We start from the raw sequence: 20,204 nt of genomic DNA, 5'->3' as shown, positions 1-20,204 counted from the left end.
TTCTATTTCTCAACTTTCCTTACTTCACTTTCACTTCAATTCCTGTACTTCTTTGTATTGTAGTTTGTAAAACTTACTCGAATCCTTAGTCAACTTAAACCCAAAATAATTTTAGAGCGATCACTTTTTTGTCTATTTTTTCACGATAGCTAATTAAACAATGATAATTCTCCATAACAAATTCATCACTAGTTATTATGTTAATTTTAAGTAATCATTGCATTGGTTCCTAATATTAATATCTAACTCATTGTCACTTATTACTTATATCCCCTTAATCTATATATAATAAAATCGACCTTGATACTCTAATCCTTTCCTTAAATTCCTTGCCCACATACATAATTACCGACTGTTCTAACTAATCCCGATAATCAGTTCAGTATCCCTTTCATATTTTACCATTTTTTTGAATTTATATTCAGCATTTCTTCGATACGTCCTCTAACACACACCTCCTCAATCCGCTGTAGTATTAACCGACTCTTGAAGTGCAGAATTATTTGCTTAATGTAAAAAAACTTTATAATAAGACTCTTTCTGATAAAAACATAAGAATATCCCACAAATTTATTATTAGTTTGACACGACGTTTATAAATTACGAACAAAGGAATTCTACAATAAGTTTGAGCGAGCGTGTTCTCCGCTTTTTGAACACTAATAATTTTATCGGGGGTAATGAATTGAAAAAAAGAATCATGCTTTTCACCTTATTCACTTTGGTCATCGCGCTCATTGCGGGTTGTGGAACTAGCAGCAGTTCATCGCAAAGCGTATCTTCCCCAGCAACTTCACAAAATGCTGATAACAACTCGAGTAGTTCAGGTACAGATTCAAAGGATATTGAGAAGCTGAAAATCAGCTTTGTTCCATCTAAAGATCCAGATGAAATTATTACGGCAACGGATCCGCTAAAAGAATTGCTAAAGAACCAACTAGCAACTGAAGGTTTCAATGTTGGAGAAATTAGCATTGATGTAGGCACTACATATGAAGCCGTGGGTGAAGCTTTGACCGCAGGAACGACGGACATCGGATTCGTACCGGGTGGAACTTATGCTCTATACGATGATGGAGCTGATGTTATCTTAACCGCAACGCGAGCAGGATTGTCTAATGACTCCGAACTTGCTAAAGACTGGAACGATAACAAGCCAACTGAACCGACAAGCGATCAGGCAACCTATTATCGTTCCCTATTCATCGCAGGTCCTTCTGCTAAAGGACAGGCATTAGCTGAGAAAGTTAACAAAGGTGAGAATCTGACATGGGAAGAATTAAACGATGCGAATTGGGCTGTAATGTCCACCTCCTCCTCTGCCGGATATATTTACCCTACACTATGGCTTCAAGAAAACTTTAATAAAAGCATTACTGATCTAGCGCACGTAGTTACATCAGATTCTTACGGTAGCTCCTTTGCCCGTCTAGCGGCTGAACAAGTTGATGTTATCGTAGCTTTCGCAGATGCAAGACGAGATTATAACGAACAATGGACGAAGGAATTCAATCGCTCCGGTTCGATTTGGGACGAAACAAATGTAATCGCCGTAACTCAAGGAATTTACAATGATACGATTAGCGTTAGCAAGAACAGCTCGATCATGAATGATGATCTTAAAACCGCACTTCAAAATGCTTTCATCTCCATCGCACAAACGGAAGAAGGTAAAAAAGTAATTGCTGTATACAGCCACGAAGGTTATAAAGAAGCACAATCTTCAGACTATGATAGTGAGAGAAAAGCACAGGAAATCATTAGAGAAATGAAAAACTAATAGCGAGCAATATAGGAAGCGGCTAAAAAAAGCGGGAGCATCGTGATTTTTAATGATGTTCTCCTTTTTCTGCTTGGCAGCTTAAGACTATAGGATTGGAGTTTTACCATGATCGAGTTTATTAATGTACAAAAGACATACCATAATGGCACAACCGCTCTTAAAAAGATAAATCTAAAGATTGAACAAGGAGAATTTGTAGCTGTCATTGGTTTATCCGGTGCAGGCAAGTCGACATTAATACGATGTATTAATCGAATGCACGACATAACAGATGGACAGTTATTAGTGGACCAGGTTGATGTATCTAAGTTACATGGAAAACAGATTCGTAGTTTCCGAAGAAGAATCGGGATGATTTTTCAATCTTTTAATTTGGTCAATCGAATTAGTGTGATGAAGAACGTGCTCGTCTCCTTTGTTCCCGATTTGCCTATGTGGCGTAAGCTGGCAGGTATATTTACGAGTGAACAAAAGCTCCTAGCATTAGAGGCTTTAGATAAAGTAGGAATCTTAGATAAAGCTTATATCCGTGTAGATCAGCTATCTGGCGGACAACAGCAGCGGGTTGCGCTCGCCCGTACACTCGCTCAAAATCCAGATATTATTTTGGCGGACGAACCGATCGCTTCCCTTGACCCGGTGACCTCCAAAATTGTCATGGAAGATTTCAAGAAAATCAATCAAACCATGAATATCTCCGTCATCATGAACATCCATCATGTAGAGATCGCTCTGGAGTATGCGAGCCGCATTATCGGGGTTCGCGAAGGTGAAATTGTATTTGATGGCGCGCCCAGTGAGGTAACACAGCACATGTTAGACATGATTTATGGAAACGTCACTGAAGAAGATAACGAAGACGAAGAAACTGCATCTCCTTTGAAGGTGGTTTCAGGGCATGTATGATAAATTATTCCCTCCAAAAAAGATGATTCTATCAAACGGAAAAGTCATCATGGAGAAAAGAACACGAATTCCTTTTATTTTGCTGATTCTTTCAGCTTTAACCGTACTATCTGTTGAACTGACAAATTTCGACATTCAGGTTCTATTCACTCGGTTAAATCAGTTTTTTATCATTATAGGCGAGATGATTCCTCCTAAATGGAGTTACTTTCCTCAGCTATGGGATGCACTGCTAGCAACGCTTCAAATGTCGTTATTAGGATCTATTATCGGAGCTGTTTTTGCCCTTCCGTTCGCCATGCTCGCGTCTTCCAATGTCATTCGTAATAAAGTAATCGTAGCCGCATTTAAAATTATGCTTAGTCTGCTTAGAACTCTGCCGACGCTAGTAACGGCGCTGATTGCTACTTATGTATTTGGTTTAGGCCCGATGGCAGGATTGGTGGCCATTATGCTGTTCACCCTCTCCTATGTCGGAAAATTGGTATATGAACAGATCGAAAACGTAGATATGGGATCTTTTGAGGCAATGGAATCGATTGGAATGACCCGTGTAGAGGCATTTCGATATTCGATCTATCCGCAAGTACTCTCCCGTTATCTATCCACTTCTTTGTTTTGTTTCGAGGGAAACGTGCGCTACGCGGCTATCCTCGGTTACGTAGGTGCTGGAGGAATTGGCCTGCTGATCAATGAAAACATCGGCTGGCGAGATTATTCAAGAGTGGGCATGATTATTATGTCACTGATTGTCACTGTATATTTGATTGAAACGATCAGTGAGCATTTCAGAAAAAAGTTAACTTGAGGAGATTTATTCTATGACAACAATAGAGAAGCAAATGCTGGCTTCACCTCGAAATCTCAGGTATGTTTTAACTGTTACTGTCATCGTACTGATTCTGTTCATCTGGTCTTTACATACGGTGAGCTTCAAAGATATGAATCAGAACGGATTCATGATTGCACTAAACATCCTGAAGGGAATTGGTAGTCCGGATCTAAATCTGCTGTTCAGCTTATCTAAACAAGGTGTCTTATATTTACTTATTCAAACGACAGCCATCGCTTTTTTGGGGACATTCGTAGGCGCAGTGCTTTCTGTTCCACTCGCTTTTCTAGCGGCCTCTAATATTGTACCCAAACCAATCGCTTGGATCACGAGGTTATTGCTCATCATGATTCGAACCATTCCTGCACTCGTCTATGGATTAATGTTCATCCGTGTATCGGGACCAGGACCATTTACGGGTGTTCTTACAATTGGGCTGACCTCGATCGGAATGCTATCTAAACTGTATGTCGACACCATTGAAGAGTTGGACAAGAAAGTACTGGAGTCGATGACTTCCCTAGGCTGTACAACCTTTGAAAAAATCCGCTTCGGTATTTTACCGCAGTTGTTCTCGTTATTCTTATCTGTCACGATTTATCGATTCGATATGAATATGCGTGAAGCGTCTATCCTCGGATTGGTCGGAGCCGGTGGGATCGGAGCACCATTGATCTTTGCTATGAACAGCTACAGATGGAACCAGGTCGGCTCAATCTTGATCGGTTTAGTTATCCTTATTCTCATTATTGAATGGGTGTCAAACAGACTTCGCTCCAAACTCATCCATGGATAAATATTTCGAAGTCATTATTTTTCATCAAAATTAGAAAACAAAAATCCTCCAAACCAGCTACATCTGGTGTTGGAGGATTTTGCTGTGTATACAAACACTTGAAATCTACAATTTTTCAAAAGACGACTTTCCAATTGTGATCGCATGTGGCATAAATAACCTTTTGCTTCATGATATAATCAGCCAAAATCTCGGTCATGTCTGTAGGAATTTCCCGGATCACAGGTTTGTCCATCAGCATCCAAAAGTTGCCGCCTCCACCTGCTCGGTAGCTATTCATCACAACCTCAAAGGTAGCGTCCGGAGCCATAGGAGCACCGTTAAACTGCAGTTTAGTAACACGAGCACCTTCGGGTCTTGTGATGTCGAGTTCGTACTCGATGCCTTCCCACATATCATAATTAAAGTGCTGTGGTTTTGGATGGAGATAGCTCTCAGACACTTGCAAGCTCCTTAAGTTCTCGTCAATAGAAAAGTAGAGAGCGTTCTGCTCCAGGGCGTCCCGGATATTGCGGCCAGTCAGAAGAAGTACCTTCAGTGTATTTGGATAGATATAGTTAGATACAATATCTATCATCGTAATATGTTCAGAGAATCCTCTAGCCTCATTGGTAAAAATAGCCGCACAGGATATTGGTGCACCTGTAACCTCCATTTGCACCCGGTTGATGAATTCGGTGAATGCATGATCCTTTTGTCTTGCAGCGAATGGATCGGTGATCGAAAGAGCTCCTTCAGCTCTGCCGATCGGCTGATCTAGCCATGCCTGGGTATTTCGTTCAGCTTCATCAAACAGTTCGAGCACTTCCTGATCTGCCTCCACTTCGTTTGCATGCAGCAGCAGCGCTTTCTTACCGCATATCACCCATCTGCCTTCTGCATCGCGCTCAAATATAAGCTCTACTTTGGCAATGGCCTGTCCAGCAGAACCAGGCTGCGCGTACGTGACGCCATTCAAGTCACCGGCAAGAAGTCGATGCTGATGTCCAGTCAGCAAAACATCCATGCCTTCGAGGTGCATACACATCTCGTAACCCTGATTTTCTCCTGTTAGAGGTTCCGTTGTCTCTCCAGTGACTGGATCACGTTCAAATCCTCCATGGTAGCACACCACGACAGCATCCGGATGCTCCGTTTCGCGAATATGAGTAATCCACTCTTGAGCAGACGCAAACGCATCTTCAAATTCAAGACCAAGGATGTTAGCCGGGTCTTCCCAATTTGGAATATAATGCGTCGTGACACCAAGCAAGGCCACGCGTATACCCTCCTGCATCGTAAACACTCGATAAGGCTGACCGAATGCCGGACAACCATTAGATTGGGTAACAATATTCGCAGACAAATAAGGGCACTCAGCGTCTTCAATGTGCTTATTTAGCAGCTCCAGACCGTAATTGAATTCATGATTGCCAAGTACAGCTGCATCGTATGTAAGAACATTCAGCAGTTTCGCAGCGGGATGCATTCCTGTTCTGTCGTATTTCGCATAGTGATACATGAAAGGGGTTCCCTGCAAAAGATCACCATTGTCGAAAAGCAAAAGAGCCGGATCTTTTATCCGTTCTTCACGAATGATATTAGACAGCTTAGCAAGACCGAGTAACTTATCGCCTGGCTCTCGGTAATCCGTTGGATAGATATGACCATGTACATCGCTTGTTTCCAGTAGTGTAATGACAACTGTATTACTCAGATTCGAATTCATTTCCATAAATCCTCCTACATCAATTTCCTCTCCTAATTATATAAGTAAACCTATAACAGATAATAAAAGGATTGTTATGTAGAGGTTAAAATAAATGAATTCACTATTTAAAATTAATCTATTCCATAATAATTGTTAACATAATAAACATTTTGTTAACAATTATTATACGATACCTTAATGAAAAAAAATAAGTGCTATAAAGTCATGTAGACGATACCGGCACTTACTTTTAGTTCACTATTCTTTTCAGACATAAGAAGGGGATACTGGATCCTTTCCTTGTGAATGACGATATAATTCTTCATAAAAACCTTGTATCTCTAGTAGCTCTTTATGTGTTCCTGATTCGGCGATCTCCCCCTGACGTAAGACGATAATACGATCGGCTTGCATGATCGTCGATAAGCGATGCGCAATAACCATCGTAGTACGCCCTTCAGATACAACATGCAGTGCCTGTTGAATCAATTGCTCTGTCTGAGAATCTAGATTCGCCGTGGCTTCATCTAGTATAAGGATTTTTGGACGAAAAACAATGATACGTGCGAAAGATAAAAGCTGCCGTTCGCCTGCTGACAGTCCACTTCCCCGTTCTGACAATCTCGTATCGTAACCCTCCTTCATACGTCTTACTATCGGACCTGCTCCTACGAATTCACATGCGTGAATAACCTCTTCCCGGGAAATGGAGTCATCAAACATCCGGACATTATCAATGATACTGCCTGCATACAGATAAGGCTCTTGCTGAACCAGGCCGACAACTCGCTGTAATTGGGCATACTTCAAATCTCGAATATCATGACCATCTATGAGTATGCTTCCATCTTGCACATCATAGAACCGGCACAACAGACTCATAAGCGAGCTTTTACCTGCGCCAGTCGTTCCAACGATACCTACCATCTCCCCTGGATGGATGTGAAGATCTAGGCCACGAAAGACGGGCGGACCACTCTTATATCCAAAGGTAATTTGATTGAAATCAACACGGCCTTGAATAGATTCCATATCCAATTGAAGCGTCTGCGGACGATCTATGATATCAGGTTGATTATCAAAAACTCCCCAGATACGATTGACAGCTACGGTTGCCGATTGCAGTGTATTCCACTGCTGTGTAATTGCATTGATCGGCTGAAAAAACTGGCGAATATACGTAATGAACGCATAGAGCACACCGAATTCGAGCGTATGACCAAGCACAGCATTACCACCAACCCATGTCACGAACGCAATTGTAAGGTTGCTCAAAAAATCGAATGATCGATTAAATAAAACCATGGTACGAATTTCGCGAATATTAGCTTTGAAATACGCATCATTTTGTTCTTTGAATTGCTCAGCTTGTGCTTTCTGCTGTTGGAAGACCTGAATCAGGTTCATGCCGGCTAGATTCTCAGCTACGAACGCAATGAGTCGGGACAACCGTGTTCGCGCCATCTGAAACGTATTCCGCATGAAAGAACGGAATGATATTGAAATCAGGGCAATGAGCGGAAGTAAAACTAGACAATAGGTGCCGAGCGTTGGATCGAGCTGAAACATCATAACTAGGATGAAAAGAAGTGTGAGTCCGTCTCTCAATAGCGTGAGCAACACTTGATTGAAAAATTGGTTTATTGCTTCGGTATCACTGGAGACATGAGTAATTAAACTACCATTTGGTGTCTTATCAAAATAAGACATTGAGAATTTCGTAATATGCTCGAACAATTGCTTTCGTATCTTTGCCACGATGTTTTGTCCTGCGTACTGTAGTAAATTATTCTGCAAATAAGTGAACACAAATCCGGATATAGACAGTCCGAAATAGATCACGCAGATAACTATTATACTGTTGAAATTGTTCTTCCCAGCCATTAGATTCTCATCGATCACAATCTTAACTAAATATGGCTGGAATAGTTCGGACACAATGGCGATCAGGGTACAGACCACAACCAAAGCAAAAGTGATCCGATGCGGAATCATATAGGAACCTAAGATTCGAAAAGCCGACTGATATTGTGGTTTAGGCTTCTTTCCATGTTCCAATGTTTGATTCTTAGTAGGATGCAGCATACCGACTTCCCTCCTCTTGAATGGCATGAAGTGCAGCATACTGCCCTGGCTCATTCAGCAGTTCCTCGTGTTTACCGCGCTGTACTATTCGACCTTCATCCATAACGATGATAAGATCAGCGTGCTTAACTGCACTAATACGGTTCGCAATAATAATCGTAGTCTTTCCGTCACGTTCTTCTTGGATCGTGTGTAATATCTCCGTCTCAGTCACTGCATCTACAGCACTGACGCTGTCGTCAAGAATCATGAAGGGTGCCTGCTTGATGAGACCTCTTGCAAGGCTCGTTCGCTGACGTTGTCCACCGGACAATGTGACACCACGTTCCCCGAGTTTCGTCTCAAACCGATCAGGGAATTCCATGATATTGTTGTAGATTTGTGCTTTCTTAGCAGCTATTTCGACCTCTTCCTGTCTAGCTTTCCTTTTAGCAAAGGCAATATTATCGCGAATCGTTGTGCTGAACAGGAATCCGTCTTGCGGCACATAGGCGATCTGGCCACGCAAGCTTTCAAGGTTGATTTTGCGAATGTCCCTTCCGCCGATCTTAATAGATTGCTCTGGTGATTCATATATTCGTAACAACAACTTAACAAGCGTGGTCTTGCCGCTTCCGGTACGGCCAACGATGCCGAGCGTCATACCAGGTTCAATGACCAGATCAATATTATGCATAGCAGGCCGAGAAGTTTCTGGATATGAAAAGGTCAGCCCCTCGATATGTACTACGGATCGGTCCATCTCTACCGGTATGGCATCTTCAGCTTCAACGATGTCCGGTTGAACAGCCACCAGTTCGTTCAGTCTTTGCAGTGATGCGCTTGATCGCTGTACAGTATTTATTACATTACCAATCTGCTGCAATGGGTTTATCAACATTCGAACGTATAGCGTTAACGCAACGAAATTACCGAGTGTGATCCTTCCAGTGATGGTTAGGTAACCGCCTAGCGCTAGCGACAAAATCAAGGACATGGAACCGAGAAACGGAATTAATGCTTGGAATAATGAAGAAATCCGGATCAGTGACAGCTGATTGTCGCTTATCTGGTCCACATATACACCGAAACGCTTGATCATGATTGGCTCGACCGCGAATTTTTTCGTGACTCGTATTCCGCCGAACTGTTCTTCTGCTGATTCCGTCATTGCAGCAAGTGACTCTTGTACTTTTAATGATCGTTTACGAATAGCTGGCCCGAAATGCGATACGATCCAGGGAATCAGGAACAAAGGTCCAAGAGAGACTGCGATGAGATAGATCGGAATATTACTCAGAACCATCGAACCTATACAGGATATTAAAAGCATTGTACTCATTGCCATCGTGTTGATACCCATAGAAATCGATTCCCTTACCCCCGTAACATCATTCATAAAGTAACTTAATAATTTGCCCGTGCCATTTCTTGAATAATAGTGTTCACTCAGCCCTGACAAGTGTGCAAAAAGTTTGCGGCGAGTGATTAATTCAAATAAACGACCGACATACATGATGAGATACTGTCCGTATCCCCCGATAAGTGCGTACCCTGCTCCGATGATCAGCAGTAAAAGGCTATAATGCATGACATCGCTTGCGATCATATCTTCGGATTGAAGTTGATCCGTAAATTCACCAAGCACTCTTGGGAAACTAGCAAATACAATGCTAGCCACCGCATGTAAAGAAATCGACGAGAGATAGATGCGCCATGTTTCTTTAAAATAGGGTTTTAATATACCGTTTGACATCATTTTTTTCCTTTCCTATCTCTAATGTATTTCATCAAGCGTTGTTACTTTTATTATCTTCAGAACCAACCTCATGAAGCTGAAACACATGAATAAACTCTTCGATGATCGTTTCTGTTGCTTTTAGTTCACCACGTAGCACATCTTTAATCGAATCAAACGTCGACTCTTGTAACTGTCGCTGTAAAGTCGCACGATTCACATAAAGCTTATCTAAGAAAGTAATCGCCCGGCCACGACGAAACGTTTGAGCTTTTTTGTGATGCTGATCCGATAAATCTCTTATGCCATCTTCAGAATCCTTAGATCTCTGTTCCAGATGTTCCCTACGACCGTGCATCCTCTTATGTTCATGTCGTTCACGCATGTTATATCCTCCTTTATTTATCGTGTATACAAATGCATACAGTTGATTGTATACAAATGTATACGATTTCCTCATTGTGTGTCAAGATTTAATTCGCGTTATCTAATGAAGTGAATTCTGCATGAGAGTTTGCCACATGTATGCTCATGTATTCTTTAGTCAAAATCTCATTTTCATTTTCTAATCTCCCTTAATCACTGAAGAACACTCAATGAAATAAAAAAAACGTTGCCTACTTGGCAACATTTTTCGTTATATCATCTTTGAAATCCATTTATTTATGTAAACGTCAATTTTATATACCCAAACAGAACAAATGTTCTTGTGTATGCAAAACCGCACTTTCTCTTTCCAGATGCCTATATTTTTTGTTCATTGGCCCTTCTATTTATATAGAAAAAGAGTTGATTCTAAGAATTTAAGGTCAATTTGATACCTAATCTACATAGTATCCTTCTATTAGAACATATGTTCTATCCCCCTAAAAACCGCACTTTTGATCACTTATACGTGTGAAATACGTATTTTTTCGATCATTTATCCCCTTTTTTAGTTAATACAAGGAAATTTAGAAACTCTCTTCTCTTAGAAAGAGATATTCTTTCTATAAATGCTCAGAAAAGTGAAGCAAAGTGATAGTATTCTATGAGTTGATTAGGCTTATTTCGAGTCAATTGTTGGATTTCACCGCATACAAGAACACATGTTCTATTAAATAAAATAAAAACCGCTTTTCAGCGGCTCTCTGCGTAACGTTTTATTCATGACTATTTCATCTCACATTTCTTTGTTACTATTAGACTCTAATAAATTTCTCTTAATAATACACCTTCCTACCTTCGTTAGATCGATTACTAGAACACATACGAAAAAAGCAAAGCTACTCTGAAATACGCAGAGCAACCTTGCTTGTATAATACAACTTATCCTTTGACTGCCCCTAAAGCTACGCTACCTATAATTTGTCTGGAGAAGATCGCGAATACAATGATAATAGGAACGATAGAGATCGCGACTCCTAGATAAAGTAATCCATAGTCCATTCCATAGTATCCTTGCACAAGTGCTACGAGTACAGGTAGCGGATATTTATCTAGTGAGAAAAAGAGTACGAGCGGCGTAAGAAAATTGTTCCACGAACCGATAAATGTGAAAATTCCCAATGCCGAAATCGCAGGTCCAAGAATAGGTAATACAATCTGATTAAATGTGCGGAACTCTCCTGCACTATCCACGCGAGCGGACTCAATGATTTCGTCAGGGATACTACTCTCTATGAACTGTTTGATAAAGAACACATTAAATGCGTTCGCTGCTGCAGGTAAAATAATGGCTGTATAGCTATCCAGAAGTCCGAGTGTACTGAACAAACGATACATTCCGATCAGAGCAAGCTGCCCTGGTACCATCATTGTAGCTAGCAGAAACAAGAATAACCAAGTACGACCTTTAAACTTAAATTTGGCAAAGCCATATGCCGTAAGTGCACCGATATATAAAGACAGTACTGTAGAGCTTCCTGCAATAAAAAAGCTGTTAGCAAACCCCCGCCAAATATTGATTTTGGATGCCATGTTCATATAATTATCGATTAGAAATTGTCCGGGAAGGAAGGTGAATGTCGATGCAATCGTTGCATTGTTGTGTGTGGAATAGATGAGCATTAAGTAAAATGGAATGATACAGATCACGGCGAGGATGACAAGGAAAAGGTAGATAATTACTTTGCCTACCGTTAATGGCTGCCTTACTTTCGTGTGTCTCTGTATCGTAACGTTTTGTTCTACCGGTTTCGCTGTTTGCATTAGATTTTCCCCCTCCCTAAGAACTGCTCTTCCGCTTCGTCATCATAAAGGATACGGCAGATAGCAGAATAATGATGATGAATAAACAAAATGCAATCGCTGCCCCGTAACCAAAACGTGTACTCTGGAATGCGACATTATATAAATACATAATACTAGTCATTGCTGCGCGATCTGGCCCACCGGTTCCATTGGTCAATGTAAATGGCTGATCGAAAATTTGAATACCTCCAATGATGGACGTAATAATCTGAAACAGAATGATCGGACGCAGCATTGGAACGATAATATGAAAGAAAATATGCTTCTTCTCCGCACCATCGATTTGAGCGGCTTCTTGTAAAGAGGGATCAATGCCTTGCAGACCGGCAAGATATATGACCATCGAGTAGCCAAAGTATTGGAAGAAAAGAATCGCGGACACGATAAGACGCATGAACCAAGGATCGTTTTTCCAATTAATCGGATCATCGATGAGTCCTACCTGAACCAAAAAGTGATTCAGTCCCCCGGACTGCCAATCAAAGATAAGACTTACTAGTAAACCGAGTGATGCAGCTGTAACGATATTCGGGAAGAAATAGACTGCTCTGAAAAAATCTCGCCCCTTGAGCAGTTTATCATTGAGAATAAAGGCGAGTACAAGCGAAACGGTAAGCTGAGGAACAACAGAAACTCCCCAAATAAAAAGCGTATTAAAAAGGGTTTTATAGAATAGTGGATCTTGCAAAACAGAAACATAATTACCGATTCCTACAAAATCTGGTGTGGTGATGCCGTCCCAGTTCGTAAAGCTGATATAGAGCGAATAAAGGATCGGATAGAGACCAAATATGAGAAAAATGATAAAGAACGGTGCAATAAAATAGTAACCATAATGATCTTTACGAATTGACTTCGCAAACATGGATTGTACCCCCCAGTCATCGGAATAATAAAAGGCAGTCGCTTACAACTAAACTAATAAGCTAATCGACTTCTAGCTCCGGAAATCTCAATTTGACATCACGTTTCATTCTCTTCACGACTTCTTCCTTTGTCTTAATGTCGTTATTGAGATACAACTGGAGTACATTTTTAAAAATATCATTGTTAATCGTCGTATCGTATTTGGTTCTCTCATAGACAGGTACCTGTTTTGCTGCTTCTGAGAAGAACTCAAAATGCTTCTGTCCGCCTAGATAATCCGAAGTTACGGTTTTCGCAAGCTGATCGTTCACGACCATATTACTTGTAAAATAGTCTTGTTCTTTCGCAAGTTCGGATAGGAAATCATGATCAAAGTTATAAAACTCGATAAACTTCCAAGCAAGATCCTTTTTGTCACTTTTACTATACATAGCAATATAAGTTCCACCCGAACTAAAAGCAGATGGTCCTTGTGCAAGCCCCCATAATCCTTTCGTATCCGGTGCATTTGCTTTAAACGTATATTGTAACGCCCAAGTAGCTCCTGGATAGAACATAACTTGCCCCTTTTGCATTGATGCTGCATAACCGGCACTTCCATCATCGAACTCAGCAAGTACACGGCGCTGACGAGCTTCACGAACCAGGTCAAGGACCTTCAAATATGTATCATCGATTACAAACTTTCCATCCTTAACCCAAGGGATACCATCATAAGAGTTAGATATTGCATTCCAGTTTGCAAGTGCATGGACTTGATTTCCACTTTCCTGCTGTACGCGCTCCCCGATCTTGAAAATATCCTCCCAAGTTCCGATCTGCTCACTTACCTTCTTTGGATCATCGGTTCCCAAATATTGTTTGGCCAAATCTCGTCGGTAATATATCCCCCCAGGAGTTCCTTGATAGCCTAAGGCCTTGATGTTTCCTTCACTATCTTTCTCATTCGCCTGCACGAAAGGATATTGCTCGGGGATGAGGTCATTCGCGTTATACGGTGATTCAGACAAATTCTCGAGATATGGAACATCAATGAGTTCTCTTATATTCGCATTCTCAATCATAAACACATCCGGTGCTTTGGATGTCGTCTGCAGTGCCGATTTAAGCTTCGTAATATAGAAATTTCCAGGAATATTAACGAAATTCACCTTAATGTCTGGATATTTCTCTTCGAATTTCTCAATGGCATAACCCGCTTCATCGGTAAAACTCCATATCGTAATCTCCTCTTGCTTTGAATGGTTCATTCCATTTAACTGACAACTGGATAACAACATCGCTGCGCTCATAAGTACAATAATGGAGTAATATTTTCGCTTAAACTTTTTCATGAGCCCCCTCCTTCAAAAGGAAACGCTTACAATTTATTAGAGTATATTGATTTTGGAGAGGGCTTTCTCCTCAAATATTGTGGATCATCCTTCATATTTTGTGATATTCGTACGATGTTTTTTGCGGAATTCAGACGGAGTGCAGTCATTGTATTTTTTAAAAAGACGATTGTACGAATTCATATTGTTAAATCCATGACCTATGGCTATATCTAGTATCGAATCTTTACTAAACAATAATGCCCATTCCGATTTAATAATCCGAAAATGATTTAAGTACTCCATCAGTGTGACTCCCTTTATTTCTTTAAACATTTTACATACGTAAAACTTACTGAACTTTATATGCTCTGCCACCTGACCCAGCTTAATAGGTTCCGCATAATGCTCCTCTAGGTATTCACATATAGCTTCGATGAATTCGAATTTTTTCGAAGAAGTATAAGGCCACTCTTGAATCAATTCATCTGTAGATGGTGCCTTTGTACGCAATAAGTGAACGATAAGATCATATAGCCTAGCAATCATTAACCATCGGTATCCTACCTGCTGATTTTTCTCTTCCTCTGTAATGGCATCTACATACCTTCTTAAGTTTTTCTCGCTACTGATGATTGAGGGAATCACCGATGTTTTATGAAAAAGTTTTTTCATGTCCTGTGTTTCGTCTTCGGTTGTAAAGTTCCCCGTTAATAGTTCAAGCCGAAATTGGATAATTGTTAAGTGATCCGTTCCTGGCAAGAAGCAGTGAACATCCCCTGGCTTAATAAGCAGTACATCTCCTTGTTCTAATTCATAGATGTGGTTATATACACCAATTCTGGCACACTTCCCGCTCACAACAACCAATTCCACCTCTTCATGCCAGTGTGCTGCAAAATTAAACTGTGCGCCTGTATGTACCACCCGAATAGGAAAACCTGCCGTCATATGACCTGTTTCAAGAAAAGTAGGTACTCCCATCTGATCCACCCTTTCCTTTTTCACTTTCCTAATTCACTTGATGAAGTATCTTCTTTCTATATTATGCATCAAATGTAACTCTCCCTCTCAAAAGAAATATTAAAAAAGCTAATGCCCTCTTCGTGACAACAGCTTTTTTAATATTATTTACCTATGGCCGTCTTTGTTTGAGCAATATCTCTGCTTTTAGCACCATAATAAAAAGAACATCGAGAATTAGCGGTTATTTGTTGTTACAACGAAACAAATAACCCCTATTGATTCAGTGGAGTGGATATGATAAAAAAAGGTGCCTTCCGAAGGATCGGAATTGCACCTTTTTTTTGATCTCTGCTAGATGTATAGCTTATCAATCTTTACTATAGTTAATTCCTTATAGCCATGGGATCAAAAACGGTTATAGTCCTTCGGCCAGAACCTGTTTTACATACATACCTGTGAAGGAATCTTTTACACCGGCTATCTGTTCTGGTGTGCCTTCTGCTATTAATTTCCCACCAGCAGTACCGCCTTCTGGACCGATATCAATCACCCAGTCGGATTCACGGATCAATTCCAAGCTGTGTTCAACAACGACAACGGTATTTCCTGTCTCTACCAGCTTATTTAGTAGAACATGAAGCTTCTTAATGTCAGAAGGATGAAGACCCGTCGTTGGCTCGTCCAACAGATAAAGCGTATGATTTTTAGATGGTTTGGTTAGCTCTTTCGCGAGTCTTATCCGCTGACCTTCTCCGCCAGATAACGTTTTGACAGATTGTCCCCATTTCAGATATCCAAGCCCTACTTCACACAACATCTCTAGTAGACCAGCAATCTTTGCCTCAGACCCCAGGATGGGCAAACTTTCTTCGATCGACATATCAAGCAAATCAGAAATGGATAAACCTTTATACTGAACTTGTAGAACCTCATCTGTAAATCTCTTTCCTTTACAATCTGGACATTTGACCTCTAAATCGGGCAGGAAGTTCATATCTACCGATAGCACACCTAGTCCTTGACATGTCTCGCATCGTCCACCAGAAGTATTAAAGGAGAAGTGTTTTGACGTTAGCTTTCGTTCCTTTGCTTCCGGTAAACTTGCATACAATTGGCGCAGTTGTGTGAACACATCGGTATACGTTGCTACATTAGAACGCTGAACTCTTCCCATTGGAGCTTGATCAAAGATTACGACATTCCCGATTTGTTCTAGACCCGTAATTTTTTTGCAACCGTTTGGATTCTGTTCTTTGGTACTTCCCTCTGCAAGGATATCAAACACAAGGGTGGATTTACCTGAACCAGAAACACCTGTGACCGCAATCAAACAACCGAGCGGAAAAGAAACGACAGGGATATCGATGTTTCGAATGTGAGCTTCGTGAATCGTTACAAACTGTCCATTCCCCTTCCTACGGACGCGAGAGGGAGCAGGAAGACGCTCTTCTCTTAAAAAAGCACCCGTAATCGAAAGCTCACTTGCCATTAAGTCCTCAAGGCTACCCTCACCTACAACGGTTCCGCCGTGTATTCCAGCACCTGGACCCATATCGATGACATGATCAGCTGCACGGATTAATAGGACATCATGCTCAATAACGAGCACTGTATTCCCCATATCTCGAAGCTCTTGAAGTACTCGTATCAGTCCTGAAGTATCTCTTGGATGAAGACCCGTCGTCGGTTCATCAAGAATATATAATACCCCTGTGAGTCCTGAACCAAGAAGGGAGGCAAGCCGTAGGCGCTGCGTTTCTCCACCAGACAGGGTGACGGTCTGACGGTTCATGGATAGGTAACCTAGGCCAACATCAATTATGCGTCTTAGCCGATCAGGCAGATCATCTAAAATTGGTTTTATCAAATGGAGACCTTCCGCTGGTAGTTCATCTTGTAAACGATTTGTCCACTCAAATACATCGCTGAGCGACCACTCCGTTACTTCGGTAATCGTCGAACCTGCTACTTGAACAAGACGTATTTCTTCCTTCAGACGGGCGCCAAGGCATGCAGGGCAGAGTTGCTCCTGAAAAAAGCTATTGTCTTTATCCTGGGTACCAGCATCCCCTTCTTTTTCTTTATACCGGCGCCATAATCCGGGTAATACACCTTCAAATTTGGTACCTTGAACCGGCTTTACATTCGGATAATGGCGCTTAAATTCATCACTCTCTACTCCGTAATATAGTAGATCCCGCTGAACCTCACTATATTCTTTCAAGGGTTTATCTGGATCAAAATCAAATCCAAAATGTTTTCCTGCAGCTACTAAAATTCTCATCTGAATATCACGATGGACACCGTTCAAAGAGGCAACTCCGCCGCCCCGTAAGCTTAGATCAGGATGAAAAACAGCAGCTTCATTAATACTTGAGACATGCCCAAGTCCACTGCACGTTTCACAAGCACCTTCCGGTTTATTGAAGGAAAAGTGTGACATACCGAGTTTTTCAAGCTCTGTACCGCAATGGGGACAATTCATAATCTGATGATCCATTTCTTCATCTTCTTCTGCCAATACACCTACTCCCTCAAAATGAGGAGTAATTTTACCGCTGCAGCTAGGACAAATTCGATCTCCGAGTCTTGAAAAGATAAACCGCACAAACGTATAAAGGTCCGTCACCGTCCCTACTGTCGACCGGGGGTTACGATTCGTTACATGTTGTCCAACACTGATAGATGGGGAAAGTCCCTGAATAGATTCGACTTTCGGTTTGCCAATTGTATCCGAACTCATCCTCATGGAGTCCATGTACTGTCTCTGGCATTCTCTCTGAAGCGTATCCATCGCTAGAGTAGACTTCCCTGATCCTGAAGGTCCTGTTAGCACAACAAGTTTGTACTTCGGAATCGAGAGTGAGATATTCTTCAGGTTGTTTTCTCGGGCCCCTTTAATAAGAATAGATTCTTTCACAGAACATCCTCCTCTATAATATGAACCTATTTATTCAGGTCCTTTTGCAAAATTGGAATGGTTTCTATAGAATAAACTGTATTCATACACGTTCATCAATTATCTCGCCAATCTAATATCTTGATTATCAAGATATAAACAGCTTAGAAGGAGGTTAGTCTTTTGTCAAGAGAGCATCAAGATCCTACAACAGAACTAGAGGAAGATTTTGTCTCCCACATGCGTGGTCTCGGAACCCGGACGATATTATATCAACAGAATGTAGCTTCCTCTCTCGGCTTATATAATAATGACTTCATATCCGTTGATATTTTGCGGGAAAAAGGTCCAACTACGGCCGGTGAGTTATCCAAAATAACTGGGCTTGCTACAGGCAGTATTACTGCATTGATTGACCGGCTTGAAAAAGTGGGATATGTACGCAGGGAAAATGATCCGAATGATCGTCGCAGAGTCATTATAGTTCCCCAATATGAGGAAAAAGAAGAGGTCATTAATACTTACATTCCGCTTCATAATGCGATGGTGAAACTCGCTTCCTCCTATACCGAGGAAGAACTTGCGCTCATTACACAATTTTTAGGCAAAGCGAGTACGGTTCTGGAAGACCAGATCGAGCATCTTAGTTCTACGAAACGAAACAAATCTATGAAGTAAATAAAAAGGACGATTCTCTAAAGTCATATTGACTTCAAGATCCGTCCTTTTTATTTTTGGATAACATCTTGTCCACTAAGAAGCAAAAAAGCCGCGCTGTACGCAGCTTCGTAAAGGTTTTTTTCGTAAAGAAGCTATTTACCTTCATAAGAATACCCGGGATACTTTACAACAGGCCATTTTTCTTTTCGTAAAGCGCGCATCAGTTCTGGACCGACATGTAAATTATCCTGAACCAAAGCGGCAGGAGTAAGTGCCATCCACTGATTGAGAGAAACATCCTGGAAGCGATCGCTTTTAAACATTTCTAAAAACCATAGCGACTGGGTGCCTGTATTTTGAATATAGTGACCAAAAGCAAAAGGTACATAACCGACATCCCCCGCACGATAATCAAACGTTCTGGCTACTCCATTCCCCGCAAATACAGTCATTCGTCCTTTCCCGCTGAGGTAGTATTGCCATTCGTCATTATTAGGGTGCCAATGCATCTCACGCATTGCCCCTGGCTTAATTTCAACAAGAGCAGCAGCAATCGTTTTGGAAATAGGAAAGTTAGATGAATCTACAATACGTACACTGCCTCCAGGCGTTGTGAGGGGCGTTTGGTCTAATAACTTATGTGTAAAACTTTGAGGGACGGTTCCATAAGGAGACTGCACTTTCTGACTTTCTAATGACCCTGGAACAGCGTCCTGAAAAATATATACCTGCTCAGGGGGAATCGTTGCAAAAGCATTTTCAGGCACACCAAAATTCGCAGACAAAACGTCTCTAGGCGTATGTGCAAACCAATCGGAGATTGATAATGTGCTCAAGTCAGAGAAACTTCCATCGTCAAACACGAGCAGGAATTCACAGCCCTCTTCTAATCCCTGTATGGAATGAGGAATGCCAGGGGGGAAATACCATAGATCTCCCGGTCCTACATCTGCGATAAAATTACGGCCATTTTGATCAACCGCGGTAATCCTTGCATGTCCGAGCAGCATATAAGACCATTCGGCTTGCTGATGCCAGTGAAGCTCTCTTACTCCGCCCGGCGTTAAGCTCATGTTCACTCCAGCAAGCGTCTTCGCTATTGGCAAATCTCGAATCGTGATTTCTCTTGACCATCCCCCATGATTTAGCTGCATATGAGTATCGGAGAAAGAAAACTTCAAATTAGGAACAAGGCCGGAATCGGTTACAGGAGGTACGAACATATTCGGGTTCTCTAGATCCCTCATTACATCTCTAGGTCCTTTATCCACGCCTCCAGCTCCATCATTACGAATAGGCTCGGGAACTTGGTCAGACGAATAGGGATGACGAATTGATTTTTCCATTAGGTCACCTCTTCACAAGTAAAGTCTAATAATAAATAGTTATGTCTACTTAACTAGTCTTATGTGGATATCATTATCAACCATACCTTGATTTTACAAAGTACGACATTAA

General features: G+C 41.3%; 15 protein-coding genes. 5 read left to right on the top strand and 10 right to left on the bottom strand.

Annotated features, from left to right (window positions below; genetic code table 11):
* Nucleotides 1-685: 685 nt before the first annotated feature.
* The 4 genes from KFT32_RS19425 to phnE (KFT32_RS19410) all read left to right on the top strand — a co-directional run bounded on the left by KFT32_RS19425 (nucleotide 686) and on the right by phnE (KFT32_RS19410) (nucleotide 4,317).
* On the top strand, nucleotides 686-1,780 hold the full coding sequence (locus KFT32_RS19425) for a phosphate/phosphite/phosphonate ABC transporter substrate-binding protein (RefSeq protein ID WP_481856353.1): 1,095 nt from the start codon (nucleotides 686-688) through the stop codon (nucleotides 1,778-1,780).
* 108 nt (nucleotides 1,781-1,888) lie between these two features.
* Nucleotides 1,889-2,689 carry a phosphonate ABC transporter ATP-binding protein gene (gene phnC / locus KFT32_RS19420; RefSeq protein ID WP_211748986.1) on the top strand — a complete coding sequence of 267 codons (801 nt, stop codon included), beginning with the start codon at nucleotides 1,889-1,891 and terminating at the stop codon, nucleotides 2,687-2,689.
* Nucleotides 2,682-3,497, top strand: a complete 816-nt coding sequence (gene phnE, locus KFT32_RS19415) for a phosphonate ABC transporter, permease protein PhnE (protein ID WP_211748985.1) — start codon at nucleotides 2,682-2,684, stop codon at nucleotides 3,495-3,497. The genes phnC and phnE (KFT32_RS19415) overlap by 8 nt, the downstream gene beginning before the upstream one ends.
* A 13-nt stretch (nucleotides 3,498-3,510) precedes the next feature.
* Nucleotides 3,511-4,317, top strand: coding sequence for a phosphonate ABC transporter, permease protein PhnE (gene phnE / locus KFT32_RS19410; protein ID WP_211748983.1), 807 nt, complete (start codon nucleotides 3,511-3,513; stop codon nucleotides 4,315-4,317).
* Between the two features lie 115 nt (nucleotides 4,318-4,432).
* Here the strand turns inward: phnE (KFT32_RS19410) and KFT32_RS19405 are convergent, their stop codons facing one another.
* The 9 genes from KFT32_RS19405 to uvrA form a co-directional block, all read right to left on the bottom strand.
* Nucleotides 4,433-6,025: a bifunctional metallophosphatase/5'-nucleotidase gene (locus KFT32_RS19405; RefSeq protein ID WP_211748981.1), complete on the bottom strand. Its 1,593-nt coding sequence runs from the start codon at nucleotides 6,023-6,025 to the stop codon at nucleotides 4,433-4,435.
* A 249-nt stretch (nucleotides 6,026-6,274) separates the two neighbouring features.
* Nucleotides 6,275-8,092: an ABC transporter ATP-binding protein gene (locus KFT32_RS19400; protein WP_211748980.1), complete on the bottom strand. Its 1,818-nt coding sequence runs from the start codon at nucleotides 8,090-8,092 to the stop codon at nucleotides 6,275-6,277.
* Nucleotides 8,076-9,830 carry an ABC transporter ATP-binding protein gene (locus KFT32_RS19395; protein WP_211748977.1) on the bottom strand — a complete coding sequence of 585 codons (1,755 nt, stop codon included), beginning with the start codon at nucleotides 9,828-9,830 and terminating at the stop codon, nucleotides 8,076-8,078. Before KFT32_RS19395 ends, KFT32_RS19400 begins: the two co-directional genes overlap by 17 nt.
* Nucleotides 9,831-9,861: 31 nt before the next feature.
* Nucleotides 9,862-10,194, bottom strand: coding sequence for a hypothetical protein (locus KFT32_RS19390; protein ID WP_211748975.1), 333 nt, complete (start codon nucleotides 10,192-10,194; stop codon nucleotides 9,862-9,864).
* A 923-nt stretch (nucleotides 10,195-11,117) separates the two neighbouring features.
* On the bottom strand, nucleotides 11,118-11,999 hold the full coding sequence (locus tag KFT32_RS19385; RefSeq protein ID WP_211748974.1) for a carbohydrate ABC transporter permease: 882 nt from the start codon (nucleotides 11,997-11,999) through the stop codon (nucleotides 11,118-11,120).
* A 16-nt stretch (nucleotides 12,000-12,015) separates the two neighbouring features.
* The gene (locus KFT32_RS19380) at nucleotides 12,016-12,906 is read right to left on the bottom strand and encodes a carbohydrate ABC transporter permease (protein WP_211748972.1); all 891 of its coding nucleotides are present in this window, start codon (nucleotides 12,904-12,906) and stop codon (nucleotides 12,016-12,018) included.
* Between the two features lie 61 nt (nucleotides 12,907-12,967).
* A complete protein-coding gene (locus KFT32_RS19375; RefSeq protein WP_211748970.1) occupies nucleotides 12,968-14,242 on the bottom strand; it encodes an ABC transporter substrate-binding protein in 1,275 nt (424 codons plus the stop codon).
* An 84-nt stretch (nucleotides 14,243-14,326) separates the two neighbouring features.
* A complete protein-coding gene (locus KFT32_RS19370) occupies nucleotides 14,327-15,205 on the bottom strand; it encodes an AraC family transcriptional regulator (RefSeq protein ID WP_211748969.1) in 879 nt (292 codons plus the stop codon).
* 397 nt (nucleotides 15,206-15,602) lie between these two features.
* Nucleotides 15,603-18,107, bottom strand: a complete 2,505-nt coding sequence (gene uvrA / locus KFT32_RS19365; protein WP_211748967.1) for an excinuclease ABC subunit UvrA — start codon at nucleotides 18,105-18,107, stop codon at nucleotides 15,603-15,605.
* Nucleotides 18,108-18,326: 219 nt separating this feature from the next.
* Here uvrA and KFT32_RS19360 point away from each other — a divergent pair, with 219 nt between their 5' ends.
* A complete protein-coding gene (locus KFT32_RS19360; protein WP_211749007.1) occupies nucleotides 18,327-18,764 on the top strand; it encodes a MarR family winged helix-turn-helix transcriptional regulator in 438 nt (145 codons plus the stop codon).
* Between the two features lie 134 nt (nucleotides 18,765-18,898).
* On the opposite strand, the gene KFT32_RS19355 is transcribed toward KFT32_RS19360, so the two are convergent.
* Nucleotides 18,899-20,092 carry an oxalate decarboxylase family bicupin gene (locus tag KFT32_RS19355; RefSeq protein WP_211748965.1) on the bottom strand — a complete coding sequence of 398 codons (1,194 nt, stop codon included), beginning with the start codon at nucleotides 20,090-20,092 and terminating at the stop codon, nucleotides 18,899-18,901.
* Nucleotides 20,093-20,204: the final 112 nt, after the last annotated feature.

It is taken from the genome of Paenibacillus sp. Marseille-Q4541 (assembly GCF_018310695.1).
Lineage (GTDB): Bacteria > Bacillota > Bacilli > Paenibacillales > Paenibacillaceae > Paenibacillus.
This window is presented reverse-complemented; position numbering and strand designations above follow the sequence as displayed.